The 19819-nt window shown below is 37.7% G+C and carries 16 protein-coding genes, 1 tRNA gene and 1 pseudogene; 14 read left to right on the top strand and 4 right to left on the bottom strand.

The features are described 5' to 3' along the window. The first annotated feature begins 47 nt into the window (after positions 1 to 47). The 6 genes from C794_RS00895 to C794_RS20915 all read left to right on the top strand — a co-directional run bounded on the left by C794_RS00895 (position 48) and on the right by C794_RS20915 (position 4736). A tRNA-Lys gene (locus tag C794_RS00895) sits at positions 48 to 120 on the top strand. A 244-nt stretch (positions 121 to 364) separates the two neighbouring features. Continuing rightward, the gene (locus C794_RS00900) at positions 365 to 1654 is read left to right on the top strand and encodes a hydroxymethylglutaryl-CoA reductase, degradative (protein ID WP_017795255.1); all 1290 of its coding nucleotides are present in this window, start codon (positions 365 to 367) and stop codon (positions 1652 to 1654) included. Next, positions 1651 to 2619 carry a mevalonate kinase gene (gene mvk / locus C794_RS00905; protein ID WP_017795256.1) on the top strand — a complete coding sequence of 323 codons (969 nt, stop codon included), beginning with the start codon at positions 1651 to 1653 and terminating at the stop codon, positions 2617 to 2619. The genes C794_RS00900 and mvk overlap by 4 nt, the downstream gene beginning before the upstream one ends. Before the next feature lie 24 nt (positions 2620 to 2643). Continuing rightward, positions 2644 to 3618 (top strand): diphosphomevalonate decarboxylase, encoded by a 975-nt coding sequence (gene mvaD / locus C794_RS00910; RefSeq protein WP_017795257.1) that lies wholly within the window; start codon positions 2644 to 2646, stop codon positions 3616 to 3618. 12 nt (positions 3619 to 3630) lie between these two features. Beyond that, positions 3631 to 4287 (top strand): phosphomevalonate kinase, encoded by a 657-nt coding sequence (locus C794_RS20910; RefSeq protein WP_039819554.1) that lies wholly within the window; start codon positions 3631 to 3633, stop codon positions 4285 to 4287. A 71-nt stretch (positions 4288 to 4358) separates the two neighbouring features. Further along, a complete protein-coding gene (locus C794_RS20915) occupies positions 4359 to 4736 on the top strand; it encodes a hypothetical protein (RefSeq protein ID WP_230199312.1) in 378 nt (125 codons plus the stop codon). Between the two features lie 68 nt (positions 4737 to 4804). On the opposite strand, the gene C794_RS20240 is transcribed toward C794_RS20915, so the two are convergent. Then, positions 4805 to 4954 carry an aspartyl-phosphate phosphatase Spo0E family protein gene (locus C794_RS20240; RefSeq protein ID WP_017795258.1) on the bottom strand — a complete coding sequence of 50 codons (150 nt, stop codon included), beginning with the start codon at positions 4952 to 4954 and terminating at the stop codon, positions 4805 to 4807. A 149-nt stretch (positions 4955 to 5103) separates the two neighbouring features. Here C794_RS20240 and sigW point away from each other — a divergent pair, with 149 nt between their 5' ends. The 8 genes and pseudogenes from sigW to C794_RS00960 all read left to right on the top strand — a co-directional run bounded on the left by sigW (position 5104) and on the right by C794_RS00960 (position 16462). Beyond that, positions 5104 to 5667, top strand: a complete 564-nt coding sequence (sigW, locus tag C794_RS00925) for an RNA polymerase sigma factor SigW (protein WP_017795259.1) — start codon at positions 5104 to 5106, stop codon at positions 5665 to 5667. 15 nt (positions 5668 to 5682) lie between these two features. Further along, positions 5683 to 6323, top strand: a pseudogene (rsiW, locus tag C794_RS19515) (anti-sigma-W factor RsiW). Between the two features lie 422 nt (positions 6324 to 6745). Continuing rightward, positions 6746 to 7567 (top strand): diadenylate cyclase CdaA, encoded by an 822-nt coding sequence (cdaA, locus tag C794_RS00935; protein WP_017795260.1) that lies wholly within the window; start codon positions 6746 to 6748, stop codon positions 7565 to 7567. Next, positions 7560 to 8870: a CdaR family protein gene (locus tag C794_RS00940; protein ID WP_017795261.1), complete on the top strand. Its 1311-nt coding sequence runs from the start codon at positions 7560 to 7562 to the stop codon at positions 8868 to 8870. Before cdaA ends, C794_RS00940 begins: the two co-directional genes overlap by 8 nt. A gap of 37 nt (positions 8871 to 8907) precedes the next feature. After that, positions 8908 to 10248, top strand: a complete 1341-nt coding sequence (glmM, locus tag C794_RS00945) for a phosphoglucosamine mutase (RefSeq protein WP_017795262.1) — start codon at positions 8908 to 8910, stop codon at positions 10246 to 10248. Positions 10249 to 10407: 159 nt separating this feature from the next. Beyond that, a complete protein-coding gene (locus C794_RS00950) occupies positions 10408 to 12204 on the top strand; it encodes a S9 family peptidase (protein WP_017795263.1) in 1797 nt (598 codons plus the stop codon). Positions 12205 to 13122: 918 nt separating this feature from the next. Then, the gene (glmS, locus tag C794_RS00955; protein WP_017795264.1) at positions 13123 to 14925 is read left to right on the top strand and encodes a glutamine--fructose-6-phosphate transaminase (isomerizing); all 1803 of its coding nucleotides are present in this window, start codon (positions 13123 to 13125) and stop codon (positions 14923 to 14925) included. Positions 14926 to 15607: 682 nt separating this feature from the next. Beyond that, entirely contained in the window at positions 15608 to 16462 is an 855-nt protein-coding gene (locus C794_RS00960; protein WP_017795265.1) for an aldo/keto reductase, read from the top strand. Positions 16463 to 17124: 662 nt separating this feature from the next. On the opposite strand, the gene C794_RS19520 is transcribed toward C794_RS00960, so the two are convergent. From C794_RS19520 to C794_RS00975, 3 genes are read right to left on the bottom strand one after another with little or no spacing between them, the layout of a single operon-like run. After that, positions 17125 to 17784, bottom strand: a complete 660-nt coding sequence (locus tag C794_RS19520; RefSeq protein WP_017795266.1) for an ABC transporter permease — start codon at positions 17782 to 17784, stop codon at positions 17125 to 17127. Between the two features lie 48 nt (positions 17785 to 17832). After that, complete coding sequence (locus C794_RS00970; RefSeq protein WP_017795267.1) at positions 17833 to 18789, bottom strand: ABC transporter ATP-binding protein; 957 nt, start codon at positions 18787 to 18789, stop codon at positions 17833 to 17835. Beyond that, positions 18786 to 19523: a MerR family transcriptional regulator gene (locus C794_RS00975; RefSeq protein ID WP_017795268.1), complete on the bottom strand. Its 738-nt coding sequence runs from the start codon at positions 19521 to 19523 to the stop codon at positions 18786 to 18788. The genes C794_RS00970 and C794_RS00975 overlap by 4 nt, the downstream gene beginning before the upstream one ends. Positions 19524 to 19819: the final 296 nt, after the last annotated feature.

The raw sequence follows: 19819 nt of genomic DNA on the forward strand, positions 1-19819 counted from the left end.
ATGCCGTTTTTTATAAACTATATATTAATGAAAGATTCATTTAATACGAGCCATTAGCTCAGTCGGTAGAGCATCTGACTTTTAATCAGAGGGTCGAAGGTTCGAATCCTTCATGGCTCATCACTAGGAACAAACAGGAACGATTAGTCGGACCTGTTTGTTTTTGCATATAGAGAAAAGCAGTATGAAAATGCTTTACAGAAGATAAGGAAATAATTGAAAGTTCATTACTTAACACATCTAGGAACTTCTAAATGAAAAGTCATTATATTTCATGTTATAATTTACATAGTTTAATTTGGGAAACGATCCATTAAAATATTTAGTTCAACTGAACTTCAACAGATTAAAGGATGAGCGGGGAATGAAATCTTCTAGAATTCCAGGTTTTTATAATATGTCCGTAGACGAAAGACGTAAGTTATTAAAGGATAATTATGATTTAACAGATGAGCAAATGCGTAACTTGTCAAATAATCCTTCATTATCTTTAGACAAAGCTAACAACATGATAGAGAATGTTGTTGGAACGTATGAACTCCCTTTAGGTATGGGATTGAACTTTGTAATAAACGGGAAAGAGTATACCGTACCTATGGCGATTGAAGAAGCTTCTGTTGTAGCATCCGCTAGTCATATAGCAAAAATTGTTAGAAGTGCTGGTGGATTTGAAGCGAAGTCTAGGGAAAGATTAATGATAGGACAGATACAAGTAGTAGGATGTTCTGATTTTAAAGACGCGAAGCAAGCGCTACTTAACCAAAAAGATACTTTGCTAAGCGCAGCTAATGACGCCTATCCAAGTATTGTTAAGCGCGGCGGTGGGACAAGAGACCTCGATGTTCGTATCTTAAATGAAGGTGCAAATTCAACATACTCTCAAATGCTTGTTATGCATATATATGTCGATACTTGTGATGCAATGGGGGCGAACATGATCAACACAATGGTGGAAGCCATTGCTCCTATTGTTGAAGAAATAACTGGCGGTAAGGTTTATCTTCGAATTTTGTCGAATTATGCTGATCGAAGCTTGGCAAGTGCGAGATGTGTTATTCCTCCTTATCTTTTAACGACTGGTGATTTTACTGGTGAAGAAGTTAGAGACGGTGTTATACACGCCTACGAATTTGCAGCCTCTGATCCATATCGAGCTGTGACACATAACAAAGGTATCATGAATGGCATTGACTCAATCGTGATAGCTACAGGGAATGATTGGCGTGCTGTTGAAGCTGGTGCTCATGCATATGCAGCAAAGGACGGCCAATATGGTTCGATGACTACATGGTCTGAAGATGAAGCGGGCAATTTAGTTGGCGAAATAGAACTACCAATGTCCGTTGGAATTGTAGGAGGAGCTACCAGGGTACATCCATTAGCTGAGCTTTCTCTTTCTATAATGAATATTGAATCTGCAGCTGAACTTGCGGAAGTTATTGTTTCTGTTGGATTAGCGCAGAATCTCGGTGCTTTGAAAGCTTTAGCAACCGACGGAATACAAAAAGGGCATATGGCTCTTCATTCCCGTTCTGTTGCGATTGCTGGAGGGGCTTCAGGGGAGATGATTGATGTGATAGCAAAGAAATTAATAGATCAAAAAGAAATCCGTGTCGGTAAAGCTAAAGAATTGGTGGAACAGTATAAACAATGAGTTTAGAAAAAGTAACAGCCTCAGAGAAAACAGCTATTGGTGTAGCTCATAGTAAACTTATTTTAATCGGAGAGCACGCAGTTGTACACGGACAACCAGCGATTGCAATTCCATTTCCTTTAATAGGTGTCGAAACCATTATTGAGTACGTCCCTGGCACGGTAAAAGTGGACAGTTCTTTTTATCATGGGCCATTACATCATGCTCCTGATTATCTTCAAGGTATTGCTAATTGTGTTGATGAGACACTTGCATATCTTGAAATTCCTAATGAGGACTTGCTGATTCGTATTAATTCCTCGATTCCACCTGGTAAAGGTCTAGGTTCCAGTGCATCTGTAGCGATATCTGTGATACGTTCCTTATTTGATTATGCAGAGCGTTCGCACACAACAGAGGAACTTTTGCGTCTAGCTAATGTAGCAGAAACGTATGCTCATGGTGACCCGAGCGGATTAGATACGCTTACGATTACCTCTAATTTACCGGTATGGTTTGAAAAAGATAATCCAGTCGATTATATCGAGCTTGGAGAAGACCTGCATTTTATAGTCGCTGACTCTGGTCGAGTTGGAGATACAAGAACCTCGGTTGAATCTGTTGCTCAGCTTTTAAAAATGGCTCCAAAACGAATACATGCGAAAATAGAACGTATCGGAGAATTAACACATTATGCAAAAGAAGCATTAGAAAAAGCGAGTAAGCAATTTCTGGGACAATTGCTGAATGAAGCGCAAAAAGAACTCGAAGCTCTTGGTGTTAGTGATGCTGGATTAAATAAATTAATTCACCTTGCACGGGAAGAAGGAGCTTTAGGTGCCAAGCTAACCGGTGGCGGAAATGGTGGTTGTATAATTGCATTAGCACAAAATGAAGTGCATTCGAAACAATTAGCGGAGAAACTTCGTAAGTTTGGTGCTAATTCGGTTTGGCCATTCGTGTTGAAGAAGCAAAGTAAGTCTTAACGAGAAGATTGAAGGAGTAATTCAATGAAAGCAACAGCAAAGGCGCATACAAATATCGCATTGATAAAATATTGGGGAAAGCGAAATGAACCAATTATATTACCAACAAATAGTAACCTATCTCTAACGTTAGATGGGTTTTCTACTGTAACTACAGTTCATTTTCAAGAAGAATTAAGTTCAGATGAGTTTATTTTAAATGATAAATTGATAGAAGATGAAGCAAGTAAACGTGTGACAGGGTTCTTAAATAAAGTCAGAGCGATGGCAGGCAAAGATATGTATGCTAGAATTCATTCTTTAAACCATGTTCCGACTGCAGCGGGATTTGCGTCTTCTGCTTCAGGTTTTGCTGCTTTAGCTGCAGCTAGCACGAAAGCAATCGGCTTAGAATTAAATGATACGGAACTATCTATATTAACGAGACAAGGCTCTGGTTCAGCATGTCGTTCTATCTATGGTGGTTTTGTCGAATGGCAAATGGGAGAGGAAGAAGATGGGTCTGATTCTTATGCAGTACCTATTGCTTCAAAAGATCATTGGGACATTCGTGTTGCTGCTGTCGTTCTTTCAGCGACGGAGAAGAAAGTATCCAGTCGAGATGGAATGAGAAGAACCGTGGAAACTTCTCCTTTTTATGATGGATGGTTACAACAAACACCAAAAGATTTGGAAGAGATAAAAACAGCTATTCATGATAAAGACTTTGAAAAGACGGGGAGTATTGCAGAAGCGAATTGTATGAGAATGCATGCAACTACATTAGGCGCAAACCCTCCTTTTACGTATTGGCAAGACACGACGATGCGTGTTATGCAAACTGTACAACAGATGAGAGAAGAAGGAATCCCTGCTTACTTTACCATTGATGCTGGACCGAATGTGAAAGTGTTGTACTTACCAGAAGATGAACGGAAAGTGAAACAAAAACTTGAGCAGATTGCCGGTGTAGAGGATGTAATCGTTAGTAAGCCAGGAAAAGGAATAAGCTATTTGTAGGGGTTGGACAAGTTGAGTAAGAGACAATTGACCGTTAAAGTGCCAGGAAAACTAATGATTGCTGGAGAGTTTGCTGTGTTAGAACCTTATCAAAAACTTGCAGTAATGGCAGTCAATCGATACGTTTATGCGACCATAGCTGACTCGGAAAATTATAAACTTTCTCTTGAAAACTATGGATTACATGATATTGCTTGGACTTACCAAACAGGTACTGTAAATATACAATCGGATGATGAACGATTTTCTTTTGTGAAGGATGCTATCCACCTTACGTGTACGTATTTAGAAGAACAAAACACAACAATTACTCCTTTTCATTTATCAACTCGAAGTGAATTAGATGATGCTTCTGGTGTGAAATATGGTCTGGGATCGAGTGCGGCAATTGTAACATCTGTTGTTTCAGCAATCCTACGATTTGTAGCTCCACGTTACGCAACGAAGGAGATTATTTTTCGTTTAGCTGCGTTGTCACATGTTTGCACACAAGGTAATGGATCTGGTGCAGATATTGCAGCTTCCACATATGGCGGTTTTCGTCAATATAGTTCTTTTCAAGCAGATTGGTTATTGAATACATATCAAAATGCTTTAACTATTTCAGAAGTTGTAGATATGGAGTGGAAGTATTATCAATCTGAAAATATTCGAGTACCTGATTTTTAAATGTTTGTGTAGGTTGGACAGGTACTGCTGCATCAACGAAGAACCTGGTTCAACAAATACGCTTATTAAAAGTGAATGATTTAGATGCATATGAACATTTTCTGCAAAGTAGTAAACAGGCAGTGCGGCTATTTTTAGAAGGAATGAATAGAGAGAATCTTGACATGTTGATAAATGGTGTAAGAAAGAATCGACAAGCATTAGCGCGTGTAGGTGAAAAAGCTAATACACCAATTGAAACATCGATGCTGACAAAATTATGTGATGTTGCTGAACAGTTAGGCGGTGCTGGAAAGCCATCAGGTGCTGGTGGTGGAGATTGTGGTATTGCATTTATGTACTCTAAAGATCAAGTAGAGAATCTTTTTCATTCCTGGAAAGAAGTTGGAATCAAGCCCTTAACATTACAGCCTTCATTAGAAGGTGAACATGTTGTTATCAATGAATAATAAAACTCATAAAAAAGACATTCCGACAATTTATGTGGATGTCTTTTTACCCTTTTATTATCTCTTTATTATAATTCTTTTTCATAATCATTCATTAGTTGGTCTAGCTTCATGCTTGTTGATATTACAGTATCTGAGGTAAGATCGTATTTCCCATATAGATCAAGCATCTCTCTCCTACATTGCTCGATTTCCTCAAATAATGTGTGTTTATCCACAAAATTACCCTCCTTTTTAGTATAATACTTACTATATACCCTTTCTTTTAAATTCATAAACAGTTTGTTGAATTTTTTTATAAAAAAATGAAACCTAATGCAGATGGAATTCGTACAATGAGTACCGCATGGATAGCGGAGGTAGTCAAATGGATCAATTTATCATAGAAAAGATTAAACAAGTAAAAAAAGGAGATCAATCCGCATTTGCTGAAGTGGTTTCCTTTTACCAAAACAAAATATTTCAGCATTGTTATCGTATGCTCGGTAACAAACATGAAGCGGAGGACATAGCGCAGGAGGCTTTTATTAGAGCGTATATAAATATAGATTCGTTTGATGAAAAACGTAAATTTTCAACCTGGTTGTATCGTATTGCAACGAATCTAACGATTGACCGTATACGAAAGAGAAAGCCAGATTACTATTTAGATGCCGAGGTTAAGGGAACAGAAGGATTAGATATGTATTCCCAATTGGCAAGCACAGAACGCCTTCCAGGTGAAGAAGTAGAGAGTAGAGAGCTACAACGATATATACAACACGAGATATCACAATTACCAGCAAAATATCGGAGTATTATTATGCTTCGTTATTTAGAGGAATTCTCTTTACAAGAAATAAGTGAAATACTCGACGTCCCTTTGGGGACAGTGAAAACGAGAATTCATCGGGGAAGGGAAGCCCTAAGAAAGAGGCTTCGACATGTGTAAAGGAGCGTGTTCGACGTGAGTTGCAATAAGGATTATTTAAATTTAATGCATATATATTTAGATGGAGATATCTCAAGAGAAGATGAGTCGAGACTGCGTAGGCATCTTGAAGATTGTGAATCCTGTCAAAAACATTTTCATGAATTAAATCGTACGATAACGTTAATGTGTAGTGCTGAACGAGTAGAAGCACCAGAAGGGTTTACCGAAAATGTAATGGAGAATCTACCATCAGAGAAGAAGACAGTAAAGTATCGACGCTGGTTCAAACTTCATCCAATGTGGACAGCGGCTGCTATTTTCTTGTTTTGATGGCTGGAGGTATGATTTCTACTTGGACGCAATCTACTGACCAGCTTGTTGTCTCTGCTCAAAATGAATTGATTGTTGAAGGAGATACAGTGATTGTGCCAGCTGGCGTTACTGTTCCGGGAGACGTATTGGTGAAAAATGGTGATTTATTGTTATTAGGAACAGTTGACGGTGATGTTACTATTTTTAATGGAAAAATTCTTGATAATGATGCAGAAATGAATGGAGAAGGGTTAATGGCCTCAGTTGGAGGAGTAAATGGTGAGTTAGAGACAATTGATCGAATGTTTGAGTGGATTTGGTATAATATTAAAAACTTCTTCAAAGGCGTATTCTCTTTTTAATTATATAATTGGAGTAAATAGTATCTGAGTATCAACATGGTATTTGGATACTATTTATTTGATTATGTATATTAAAGTTTAAATTCTTTAATAGGATAGTTTGTGTGAAATCCGAATGTTGTATTGTTAGATTTTCATTGTAGTCGGTCGCTTTTTAGAGGCATCAGCATTAAACTTTCGAGGAAAAGAAATAAAACTTGGGGATTGTTAGGTCGACTCTTATGTAAATAAAATATTAGATAAATCTATTACTACCCCCATTAATAAAAAAGCAAGCTCGAAATCACTTACGCAAGGGTCTAAATCATCTGTTTTATGTTATAATTATTAACGTTCGATACATGAAATTTGTAAATAAGGAAAAGAATGTAAAGTAGGCTTTTTTGACATAGATAAATTAAACTGGCAAAGGATGTGTGGGCATGCTTGATGGGGGATTTGACATATTAAATCTGTTACGTATTGGCGTAGATATAGCTCTCGTCTGGTATGTATTATATAAATTAATAATGCTAATCAGAGGCACAAAAGCAATTCAATTATTGAAAGGGATTGCTGTAGTGATTATTGTATGGGGAGTAAGTATACTTCTTAATCTCCAAACAATCCAGTTTTTCACAAATCAAATTATTAGTTGGGGACTTATCGTAATTATAATACTTTTCCAGCCAGAATTAAGGCGAGCGCTCGAGCAACTTGGCAGAGGAAATTTATTTGTTCGAAGTGCTAAGTCACAAGAAGAAATAATTCAAAATGATATAAATGCCATTTTACAATCCTGTAACTATATGGCAAAACGAAGAATCGGGGCGCTTATATCGATCGAGAAAGAAACTGGAATTGGTGATTATGCTGAGACAGGAATCCCTATAAATGGTAAGCTTTCTCATCAATTACTTACAAATATTTTTACTCCAAATACGCCATTACATGACGGAGCAGTAATTATAAAAGAAGGAGAAATTTCCGCCGCGGCTTGCTACTTGCCATTATCGGAAAGCCCTTTTATTTCAAAGGAGCTAGGAACAAGACACCGTGCAGCAATGGGGATTAGTGAAGTAACCGATGCATTAACGATTGTTGTTTCAGAGGAAACAGGGGCAATTTCGTTCACGAAGAACGGGGAGCTACATCGAGAAGTTGATCAAGAAAAGTTAGGAGATATGTTGGCTACACATATGTCGATAGCTCCTAAATCCTCTGAAAAGAAATCGTGGAAACGGAGGACCGATAAAGATGGATAATTGGTTTCGTAGTAAATGGTTTGTCCGCTTGTTTTCATTAGCTTTTGCGATATTCTTATACGCATTTGTAAATGTTTCTGATAATAATGATCCAGGAAATACAGATTCAACATACTCTGGTCTTGGGGAACAATCGGAATTATTAAGTGATGTGCCGGTAGAAATCGAAATTGACCGAGAACAGTATGTAGTTAGTGGTGTTCCTGAGAGTGTTCAAGTTAGTTTGCAAGGTACTTCCGGCAGCGTTACGCCGTTAGTTCTTCAGCGTAACTTTGAGGTGTTTGTAGACCTTGAAGGATTAGGAGAAGGAACCCATGTTGTTGAACTAGAGCATACCATTAATAAAAATGATGTGAAAGTGTATATTGAACCGAAAACGATTGAGGTCACGATAGAAGAACGAGCCTCAGAAGAATTTACGGTAGTTGCAGATTTTATTAATGAAGATAAAATGGCGAATGGTTTTGAAATGACCGATGCGAGGATAGAACCTTCTACTGTTACAATTACGAGTTCTCGAAGTGTGATTGATGCGATTGGTACTGTCAAAGTTTATGTTAATCTCGAAGGTGTGGATGGTTCCATTAATAGTCGAGAGCTTCCGGTAAATGTATATGATTTACAAGGAAACGAGCTTGATGTCCGTCTAGATCCAGAGAATGTTCAAGTCTCCGTAGATGTTAATAATCCGAGTAAGTCGGTACCATTATCTGTTGCAACAACTGGAGAATTACCAGAAGGATATTCATTAAATTCAATTTCTGCTAATGTAGAAGAAGTCGAAATTTATTCAACAAGTAATCGTCTAGAAGAAATTTCTGAAATAACTACGGAAGAAGTCGACTTATCAGAAATAAACGAATCCGGTACCATAGAAGTACCATTACAATTACCAGAAGGAGTTTATGCTCCAGAGATGGAAATGGTGGAAGTAACTGTCGATGTTGAAACGTCGAGAGTATTTGAAAATATTCCGATAGAGGATGAAGGTCTCAGCAGTGGATTGGCTTTTAATTTCCTCGATCCTTCCTCAGGGGAATTAAATATAACTACATCTGGTGATGCGGCAATTATAAATGAGTTATCAATAGAGGATTTTCGGGCATTTATTGAATTGACAGATCTAAATCCAGGTGCACATCAATTGCCTATAACGATTGAGGCTCCTAATGATGGAATTAATGTCTCCACTGAAGTTGAAGAGGTAAGTGTAGAGATTAGTGGCCCTGAACAAGCTAATCAATCTGAACAACCTGAGCAAGACGAAGAACAAGCTCAAGATCAAGCTCAAGATCAAGACTAACTAATGTATGTATTGGTAACTAAAGGAGAGGTATTTAATGGGTAAATTTTTTGGAACAGATGGCGTGAGAGGAGTAGCAAACGAAGGTCTCACACCTGAACTTGCATTCAAGCTTGGACGTTTTGGTGGATACGTACTTACCAAAAATAGTGAAAGACCCCGTATATTAATTGGACGAGACACACGTGTTTCTGGACATATGCTAGAAGGCGCTCTTTTAGCTGGTCTGTTATCCATTGGTGCGGAGGTAATGCGATTAGGAGTTATTTCTACTCCAGGTGTTGCGTATTTGACGAAGGCAACTAGTGCTCAAGCGGGTGTAATGATTTCTGCTTCTCATAATCCAGTAGAAGATAATGGGATTAAATTCTTTGGTCCAGATGGCTTTAAATTAACAGACGCACAAGAAAATGAAATTGAGTCGCTAATGGAAGGTGAGGACAATTTACCTCGACCTACAGGAGCAGATATCGGGGTTGTCAATGATTACTTTGAAGGTGGTCAGAAGTATTTATCTTATCTGAAAGATACGATTGATAATGACTTCGAGGGAATTCATATTGCGATTGATTGTGCTCATGGAGCAACGTCTAGTCTAGCAACGCATCTTTTTGCTGACCTAGAAGCAGATATTTACTCGATTGGTTCATCTCCAGATGGATTAAATATAAATGATGGTTATGGATCTACGCATCCAGAGAAACTACAAGAATTCGTTTTAGAAAAAAATGCAGATATTGGTCTTGCTTTTGATGGAGATGGAGATCGTCTTATCGCAGTTGATGAAAAGGGTAATTTAGTTGATGGCGATAAAATTATGTATATCTGTGCTAAGTATATGCATGAGATAGGGATGCTACGTAAGGATACAGTTGTATCTACAGTAATGAGTAACCTTGGTTTTTACAAAGCATTAGAAAATGTCGGTCTAAATAGTAATAAAACTTCTGTCGGTGACAGATACGTAATGGAAGAAATGCGCCAAAACGGATATAACTTGGGCGGTGAACAATCTGGTCATATAATTTTCCTAGACTATATTACTACTGGCGACGGTATGTTATCGGCCATTCAGCTTGTCAATGTGATGCGCGAAACAGGAAAGCCTTTATCCGAACTTGCTGACGAAATGGTTGTTTTCCCTCAAGTATTAAAGAATGTTCGTGTAATGGATAAAAATCAAGCCTTAAGTAGCTCGGTTTTATTAGATGAAGTAGACGCAGTAGAAAAAGAACTTGGTGAAGATGGTCGCGTGTTAGTAAGACCTTCTGGTACAGAACCATTAGTAAGAGTAATGGTTGAAGCCAAAACAAAAGAAGAATGTGAACAATATGCTGACCGTATTGTTTCGGTAATTGAACAGCACTTAGGAGCATAGAGGAAAAAGACAGCGGAATGGTTCGCTGTCTTTTTGTATGCGAAAAAGTCTCCTACTGTAGACGGAGTAGAAAAGCACCTTTAGACTGTTACGAAGAACACCCTTCGTGATAAAATTAGAAGTATAAAAATAATCAGATAAATAAGGGGTGTCGTGGAGATGATTGAATTTCCAAAACCAACGGTAGAACAGTTTTTTCGCACATATACCATTAGCCATTTTAATGTAAGTAAAGACGAAAATAAGTTAGTCTTTGGAACAAACATAAACGGAACAATGAATTTATGGGCAATGGATTTAAAGGAAGGGAGTAAATTCCCTTATCAGTTCGCACAAAAAGGAGAGTCTTCTAATTTTACAGCTTTTGACCCAGAGGGCAGATTTGTCTTAACAGATTTTGATAGTGATGGTGATGAAAATTATCAAATTTATGCACTCCCCTATGAAGGTGGGATTCCAAAGCCATTGATTACAGGAAATCCGGACGATAAATATTTGTTTAGTCACCTAAGTGAAGATGGAAAACGCATTTATTATAATACCTCTGTGGAGAATCCGTCTTTTTTTAATACACGTGTGAAAGATTTAGAGAATGATTCAGATACATTGATTTATGAAGGCGAGAAAGGCTTAACTAATTTAGTTGCTGTTTCAGAGAATGAAGAGGCATTTGTCTATATTCGTATGTTTGCGAATACGTATAACAATGTGTTTGTTCAAATAGGAGAGGAAACGGTATTTTTAACTCCAGATCCAGAAAAAGTTCATGTTTCCTTCGATCCGGTATTTACTGATGATCATACGGTGTATTTTCTTACGGACTACGATAGTAATTATCAATATGTAGCTAAATTTGATTTGAAATCGAAGAAGTTTGAAAAAGTATTGGCGTTAGAAGAAGAATCCTTAAGTACATTGAAATACCATAAAGAATCCAATAAATTGTATATTGTTTCTGAAAAAGGTGTTGTAGATAAGTTATACCATTATGGCTTAGATGATAGGCAATTAGTTGAAATAAACACGCCTTTTGATATCGTGGAGCAATTGAAAGTAATGAAATCCGGTAATGTGTATGTCTTAGGGCGTACAGCAACACTGCCGTTGAATATCTTTGTCTCAAGTAATGGAGAAGAATGGGAGCAATTTACAACGAATCGAGTGCTTGGGATGGATGAAGCGGAATTAGTAGATCCTGAAGTAATTACTTATTCTTCATTTGATGGAATGGAAATAGAAGCATTATTTTTTAAAGCGAAATCAGAAAATGCTAATGGTTACACAGTATTTTGGCCACATGGTGGACCTCAAGCATCTGAACGTAAATTTTTCCGTGCGATGTTCCAAAGTATTCTCTACCGCGGATATAACATCTTCGCACCAAACTTCCGTGGAAGCACGGGATATGGTTCAGAGTTTGTAAAAATGGTAGAACGAGATTGGGGCTATGGACCACGATTAGACAATGTAGAAGGTATCAAATGGCTATTCGATCAAGGTATTAGTGATCCGGATCATCTATTCTTAGTAGGTGGAAGTTATGGTGGTTACATGGCTTTACTTTTACATGGTAGACATCCAGAATATTTTAAAGCAGTTATTGATATTTTTGGACCAAGTAACTTATTCTCATTTGTAGAATCTGTACCAGAGGAATGGAAACCGATTATGGACCGATGGGTAGGAGACCCTGAGCGTGATAAAGAACGATTTATTCGAGATTCTCCAGATACGTATTTAGATACAATGACGAAACCAATGTTAGTGATTCAAGGTGCGAAAGACCCGCGTGTGGTCAAAGCGGAATCTGATCAAATCGTAGAGAAGCTGAAAGCCAAAGGTAGAGATGTAGAATATTATGTATTAGAAGATGAAGGGCATGGATTTTCGAAAAAGGAAAATGAAATAAAAGTGTACACCTGGATGCTCGACTTTCTCGATAAGCATCAAGGATAAAATTAGAAGAATAAGTTGTAGCTAGAAATGTGAGATGTTTTATGACTTGTACTACAGTAATCGTGGAATAGCTCACATTTTAATAGCTGCAACTTTTAATTTATACAATGGTATATACTTAGAGTCGTTTGAAGCGGAACGATGTGGCTGTATGATGTTAATTAGAAGTGTGTTGTTAATGAGGAAATTCTAAAACCCAAAAAGTCGAAGAAACGTGGGCTTTTTGGTTAATAGAGCGCTTCTAAAACCCAAAATGACCTTTGAAATCAAACAAAATAGGTAATAGAACATTTTTTAAAAGCTAAATTGATGAATACTTGATTCTTCATCCTATCTATTCACAAAAAATATCTTGAATCCAGATATCCTCATTACTTCCTTTTGGGAGATTTCTTCATTTAAACTATTTCAAGATACGTGTCGTAACCTTTCCGACATAAATTCATAAACTGGTTGCAGGAAAACAAGAAAATAGTTGACCAATTTTCTATCTTTCCGTTAGAATATAGAGAGTTCTTGTTTTTCCTAAGTAATGAAAGTCCGAAAGCAAGGGCAACTAGTACAGGAAAGGAGCTTATAGAGCGTAATTTTAGGAATTATAATCACAAGCGCCAGGACTATTCTTCGGACGGATAGGAAGGATAGTTGACGAGGTGGAGGTTATCGAATTTTCGGCGGGTGCCTCCCGGCTGTCATCACAGTCGAAGCTTTATCTTTAAAACAGTAGGGTGACCTATTGCACAAAAGGATAAAGAAAGATGTCTTATCAAATATTAAAATATACGGGAAAGGGGCGGCAAGAGGCCCCTTCGCTTGAAGAGGATGTTCATAGAAGGATCTTAAAAAATCCCTCCTTTTTGAACACTCGCTTAAAGTCGGTCTTTTTGTCTGCCCCTTAAATTCAAGGAGGACATCGACATGTGCGGAATCGTCGGTTATATTGGACAAAATGATACAAAAGAAATTTTACTAACAGGATTAGAAAAGCTAGAATATCGCGGATATGACTCTGCAGGAATTGCAACGCTAAATGATAATGGCGTTCATGTAACAAAAGTAAAAGGTCGTATTGCCACATTGCGTGAGGATGTAGATGCGACAGTAGACTCTACAATGGGAATCGGGCATACACGTTGGGCAACACATGGTGTACCAAGCGTAATGAACGCTCATCCACATCAAAGTGCTTCTGAAAGATTTACTATTGTTCATAACGGTGTTATTGAAAATTATATCGATATTAAAAATGAGTACCTTACAGATGTATCTTTTGTAAGTGAAACAGATACAGAAGTAATCGTACAGCTAATCGAAAAACTTCATGAAAAACATCAAGATACAAAGAAAGCTTTTAGCGAAGCTATGAGCCTGCTTAAAGGTTCTTACGCAATTGGATTAATTGATGCGGAAGATAATGAGACGCTATACGTTTCTAAAAACAAAAGCCCATTATTGGTTGGTTTAGGAGAAGGGTTCAACCTTGTAGCAAGTGATGCAATGGCTACATTAAAAGAAACAGACCAATACTTGGAGATTTTTGATAAAGAAATCGTACTTGTAAGCCGCAACTATGTAGAAGTACAAACACTTGATGGCCAAGTGGTAGAGCGTAAGCCTTTTACTGCTGAAATAGATGCAAGTGATACAGAAAAAGGAACTTACCCCCACTTTATGCTGAAAGAAATCGATGAGCAACCAATTGTAATGCGTAAAATCATCCAAGAGTATCAAGATGACAACGGTCAGTTGAAACTTGATCAAGATATTCGTACAGCTATGAAAGATGCAGATCGAATTTATATCATTGCAGCAGGAACAAGTTACCATGCTGGATTAGTTGGTAAAGAATTTATTGAAAAACTAGCGAATATTCCTGTAGAAGTTCATGTAGCAAGTGAATTCTCATATAACATGCCGTTACTATCTGAAAAACCATTATTTGTATTTATTTCACAAAGTGGAGAAACAGCAGATAGTCGTGCCGTATTAGTAAAAATCAAGGAATTAGGACACCCAGCACTCACACTAACAAATGTGCCAGGTTCTACCCTTTCTCGTGAAGCAAATTATACTATGCATTTACATGCAGGACCTGAAATTGCTGTTGCTTCAACAAAAGCATATACAGCGCAAATCGCAGTACTCGCTATATTAGCAGTAGATACAGCAAGAGTGAAAGGTCTTGAATTAGATTTTGACCCACTTCAAGAGCTTGCAATCGTTGCAAATGCGATGGAAGTATTAACCGATCAAAAAGAAGAGTTAGAGCAACTAGCAAGAGATTATTTCGGAACAACACGAAATGCTTTCTTTATCGGACGTAGCACAGACTACCATGTGGCTCAAGAAGCGGCATTAAAGCTAAAAGAGATCTCTTATATCCAAGCAGAAGGTTTTGCTGGAGGGGAATTAAAACATGGTACGATTGCGCTAATTGAAGAAGGAACACCAGTTATTGCGTTAACGACACAAGAAAATGTAAATTATTCTATTCGCGGAAACGTGCAAGAAGTGGTTGCCCGTGGAGCAAACGCAATGGTCGTAAGCATGAAAGGCCTAGAGCAAGATGAGGATGCATTTGTAATCCCACACGTGCATGAGCTACTAACACCATTAGCAAGTGTTATCCCAATGCAATTACTTGCATACTACGCTGCACTTCACCGTGACTGTGACGTTGATAAGCCAAGAAACTTGGCGAAATCGGTGACAGTTGAGTAATTGAGGCTTTATTTGTCAAATTGTTATATAACTGTTATTTTCCACTTCCCCACGCTAAAAAGTCGGTACCTACTGTTAAATAGTTGGTACATTAGAGGGAAGAATATGAGGAAATAAGAAGGGAAAGACAGTCATTTTTAAGTCAATCTAATCTCAATAAAATTTCAGGCTGGATCCAATAGTGGTCCAGTCTTTTTCTATGTTTCCAATAACCCACCAATCCTTTGTCCAATAAGGGTTTCAATAGCCTTTTCAATTTCTAAATCCGTAGGATTTCCAATCTCTATTCAGTGTGATTCCTAAATGTAACACTATCCTACAATTGCTACATTTCCAATCTTTCTTCTGGATTCTTTTCTCCATTTTGGGTACCAACTTAATAACATTGTCCGAATATTCGATACAACCCAGAGTAGAAAAAGACGGCGAAAATGAGCGTTTTGGGGAAGAACTTAATAACATAATGGAGGGAAGGGAAAAGGCAATATAAGAGGGTGTAAGCCTTGGGAAACAAGGGATTGAGGAGGATTTGGTGAGAAACCAAGAAATTAACAAAGGCATAGCAATCAATTCCGGTTGGTGTAGGATTTTTATAATTCGGGTATTGTAATTATGGACATCATGGAAATATCTCTTTTCCATTCTCAACTTACATTGCAAAATTTTTAAAGGAGATGAGATTTTGACTTTAAATAATAACGGTTTTACTCTAAATGATGGTGCAAAGCTTCCTTTTGTGGGATTAGGCACGATCGGTATTAATGGAGATCAGGGCACATTTGAAATTTTAAACGCTTTAAATATAGGATATCGCTTAATCGATACCTCAACAAACTATGATAATGAAGGGATTGTCGGTGAAGCTGTGCGCCGGTCCGCACTGCCCAGAGAAGAAATTTTAATTAGTACGAAATTGCCCGGTTCTTACCATGAATATGACAAGGCATTTATCTTTATTCAAGAATCTCTACGTCGCACTGGATTAAGATATTTTGACAAGTATTTAATTCATTGGCCGAATCCTAAGGACGGCAAGTATGTAGAAGCTTGGAAGGCTTTAGTGGATGCTCAAAAACAAGGGTTAATCAGAACCATTGGCGTTTCAAACTTTGAACCAGAACATCTGGACGACATTATCGAAGCAACAGGTGTGACCCCTGCTACAAACCAGGTGGAGCGTCATCCGTATTTTAATAATAACCGTATGGTGGAAGAAAATAAAAAACGGGGCATTCTTACTGAATCCTGGAGCCCTTTTGGTCGAGGTTATCTGAATGACGTGCTGAATAATTCCACAATTAAAGAAATTGCGGATAAGTACGATAAAACCCCGGCACAGATTATTTTAAATTGGAATTATCAAGCCGACGTATTTTCTATACCAAAATCAAGTAATCCAGTGCATCAAAAAGATAATTTCAATAGTACCAACTTTGAATTAGCACCTGAGGATATTGAAACAATTGATTCATTGGATAAAGGAGAAGCCGGCCGTGTAGAAGGGCAGGACCCAAACGAATATCACGAATATGTATAGGCAGGACACTATATAAACATCGTATAGTATTCGTTTCATAAAACCAATGTCGTTTTTTGATACGATATTCGGTTGGAAACTCTGAATTAGATATTTTTGAACAATAGATAAAAGGAGGGTCTGTTTATAGCAGATCCTCTTTTTATTTTTTAAATATCTCCCTGCCTTTTTCTTCTACCTCACGCTAAAAATTCCGTACCTACTGCTAAATAGTTGGTACATTGGAAGAAAGAGCAGGGAAACAAGAATAGGCAGACAATTATTTAAGGTTAATCAAAATCAAAATCTCAATACGAATCCAGGCTGGAACCAATACGGGTCCAGTCTTTTCTTTTGCTCAATATCTGTCCAGTTCATTGTCTGATAAGGGTTCTGCGTGTTCCGTTGTTTGTCATATTGTTTCTATACAGTTCGTAAGAAAACGGGATAGAAGAATGAGAGTAAAGATATTTTTTAGTCTCATTTCTCATGTTTTTCTTATTTCTGTTCCAGTTCAGGGAACATCTATTTAACATTGTCCGAATATTCAGAGGTGGACCGTTGGAGGAGAAAGGATGGAGGGGGATTTGGTGAGAAACCAAGAAAGTAACAGAGACATACTAATACACAGAAATAGAAAAAGGACTTCTCTACAAGTCCCTTTCCCCCTTATTTTCATACCGTTACTTCCGATTCAAAATAAATATAGCTCCACCGAACCCTAAAATGCACCATACTATTAAATTAATATAATTTCCCATCGTTGCATCAAAGGTAGAAGCAGCCAGTGAAGCGCGCATCACTTCTGCCATCGAATAAATTGGTAACACTTCATGAAGTGACTGAAGCCAGTTAGGTAGCCGTTCCATTGGAAAATTTACCGGTGAAAACATAAGTGCTCCAAATACAACAATTTGGGAAATACCCATCGATGCTGTAGGTGACAACAGATAGGAAAATCCATATCCAACACCAATTGAAGTTAATGCAATCATTAGTAATGCCGGGACTACCGTCCAGGAGATATCATATCCCGGAGTGAACATGAGTTGTGCAACAATAGAAGAAACGATTATTCCCGGCAAGGTAATCAATAACCATATGGTTGTATCTGCCCCAAGGATAACAGAGCGACTAACAGGCCAGGTACGCATGTACTCCATATATCCGTCTGTCTTTGCAGTACCAATTTGTTGAGGCAGGATAACCATTCCTGCAATAATCAAAACAATCGTCGGGGCTCCTGTTGCTAAAAATAGAATCGTTTCCGTATCCGGGTTTGGTATAAGATAGGAAAACCCTATAACAATTCCAGTGGATATCAGTATTTGTAATAAAGTCATAAATATAAAAAACCGGCATTTCTAAGAAGCTGCATTTGAAAAACATACTTATAATGGCTGACCGTATTCATTACGAAGCTGCCCCCTTTTAGAAGTTAGTTCGATATAAACATCCTCAATTGTAGTTGGAGACAGGGAATAGTCTATAACAAGGCCTTTATCTGTCAGATTCTTTGCCCAATCAATCGTAGATGATACTTTTGATGGGTCTAAAGAGAAAATAAGACGGGATCCGTTCTGATGCGGGGAAAGTGACCAGTCAGGAACCTCAATATTTATAAATTCGTTTTCCAGACTAAGTTCAATTCGCATCCGGTCTTCTACTAAACTTTTTACTTCTGAAGGATTCCCTTGTGTCAATATTTTTCCTTTATCCATAATAGCCACCCGATCCACTGCCTTTTCCGCTTCCAGAACATTGTGCGTTACTAAAATAACGGCGCTCCCGTTTTTCGTCAATTCACGTATTACCTGCCAAAGGTAACTTCTGCGAACCGGATCAACATCATTAGTTGGCTCATCAAGAATAACTAACTCACCTGGGGCGATCACCGCCATACAAAACGCTGTCAGCCTTCGCACTCCACCTGACAGTTTTTCGCCTTCTGTATTCGCCCAAGCCCCCATATCCAATGCTTCAAAGAGCGCTTCGACCCGCTTTGGTTCAAACTTTTTCCCCATCCGCATTTTCCCTATCAGCGTCACTGCCTGCTTTGGAGTAAGTAAGCCCAGTGACACTTGGGATTGCGGCTGTATGGAACAAATGGATCTGGCATGAGCAGATGATTGTGTTACTGATTTCCCCAGTAAATGAATGTCCCCATGATCAGGTGTTAACAGTCCTAATATTTGATTAACCAACGTTGTTTTTCCCGCACCATTATGTCCAAGAAGCCCAAATATTTCTCCTTTATTAATCGTAAATGTGATATTGTCATTAGCAACATTTTTGGATTCTCCTTTACCATGAAAAACCTTCGTAACACCTTTTATATCGAGAATCATTCTTTTAATTCCTCCTTTGCAATAAAAACACTTTCAATGAATTGAATAACTTTTTTGTTCATTGGGTAAAAAACAATGCCTTCCTTTAAATTTTGCAGTGCTTCCCACATATCTCCAAGTAATTTTTCATCATTTCCATAAAATTCCTTTGCTTGATTCAACCAGCTTTCCACCATCTGTTGTGCTTTTTCTGAAGCTGGGTCAATGTTAAGATTATTTTTGATATCATGAATGACCTTCATCCATTTCCTTATGTCTTCCTCACTTATATTTTGCACATTCATATCCATGATTTTTTTCATTTCATCGTCATTCAAGTAATCTTTATATTGCTGTAAGGCTTCTTCTGGATCCTGTTGATACAACTGAATAATACTAAAAATAATTTTCCAGTTAATTTCTCCCTCGATCTCAATGGAATACGAAACACCGAGCAGTGCTTGCTCCAGGACCTGCAGTCGTTCCTGTTCTCGTTTAACCAATTCCAGCTGCTGCTGGATCGACTCTTGCCAGGTCGAAGTGGAATTTTCCAGGATATCTTTAATTTGCTCCAGAGAAAATCCCATATATTTTAAAGCTAAAACTCGTTCCAGTCGCATAACGTCATCTTCACTGTATAAGCGGTGCCCTCCCTCCGTTTTTGATGAAGGTTTAATCAAACCAATTTCATCATAATAATCCAATGTCCTCACAGTAACTCCTGTATTTTTCGAGAGTTTTCCAATCGTGTACATCACTTCACCTCATCTTTATTTTCTTTAGTATAAATCAGCACGTTACGTGTTGTTCAATAGGTGAATGAAAAAATTTTAAAAGAAATTTACGTTTACCTGTAAGGTGAAGAAAACTCTTCAGTTAATGGGATTTAATTTTTAGTCACTGGAATACTAAGTAAAAATCCCTCTTCTTGAATCAGGCGCTTATTGAAGATCAACATTAGAAAGTGATCAAACTTTTAAAAAATGAACAAAAAAGAAAATTTTTATCAATCTTTATTTCTAAACTACATTTAGATTTATAGAAAAAAAGC

It is taken from the genome of Oceanobacillus kimchii X50 (genome assembly GCF_000340475.1).
Classification (GTDB): domain Bacteria; phylum Bacillota; class Bacilli; order Bacillales; family Amphibacillaceae; genus Oceanobacillus; species Oceanobacillus kimchii.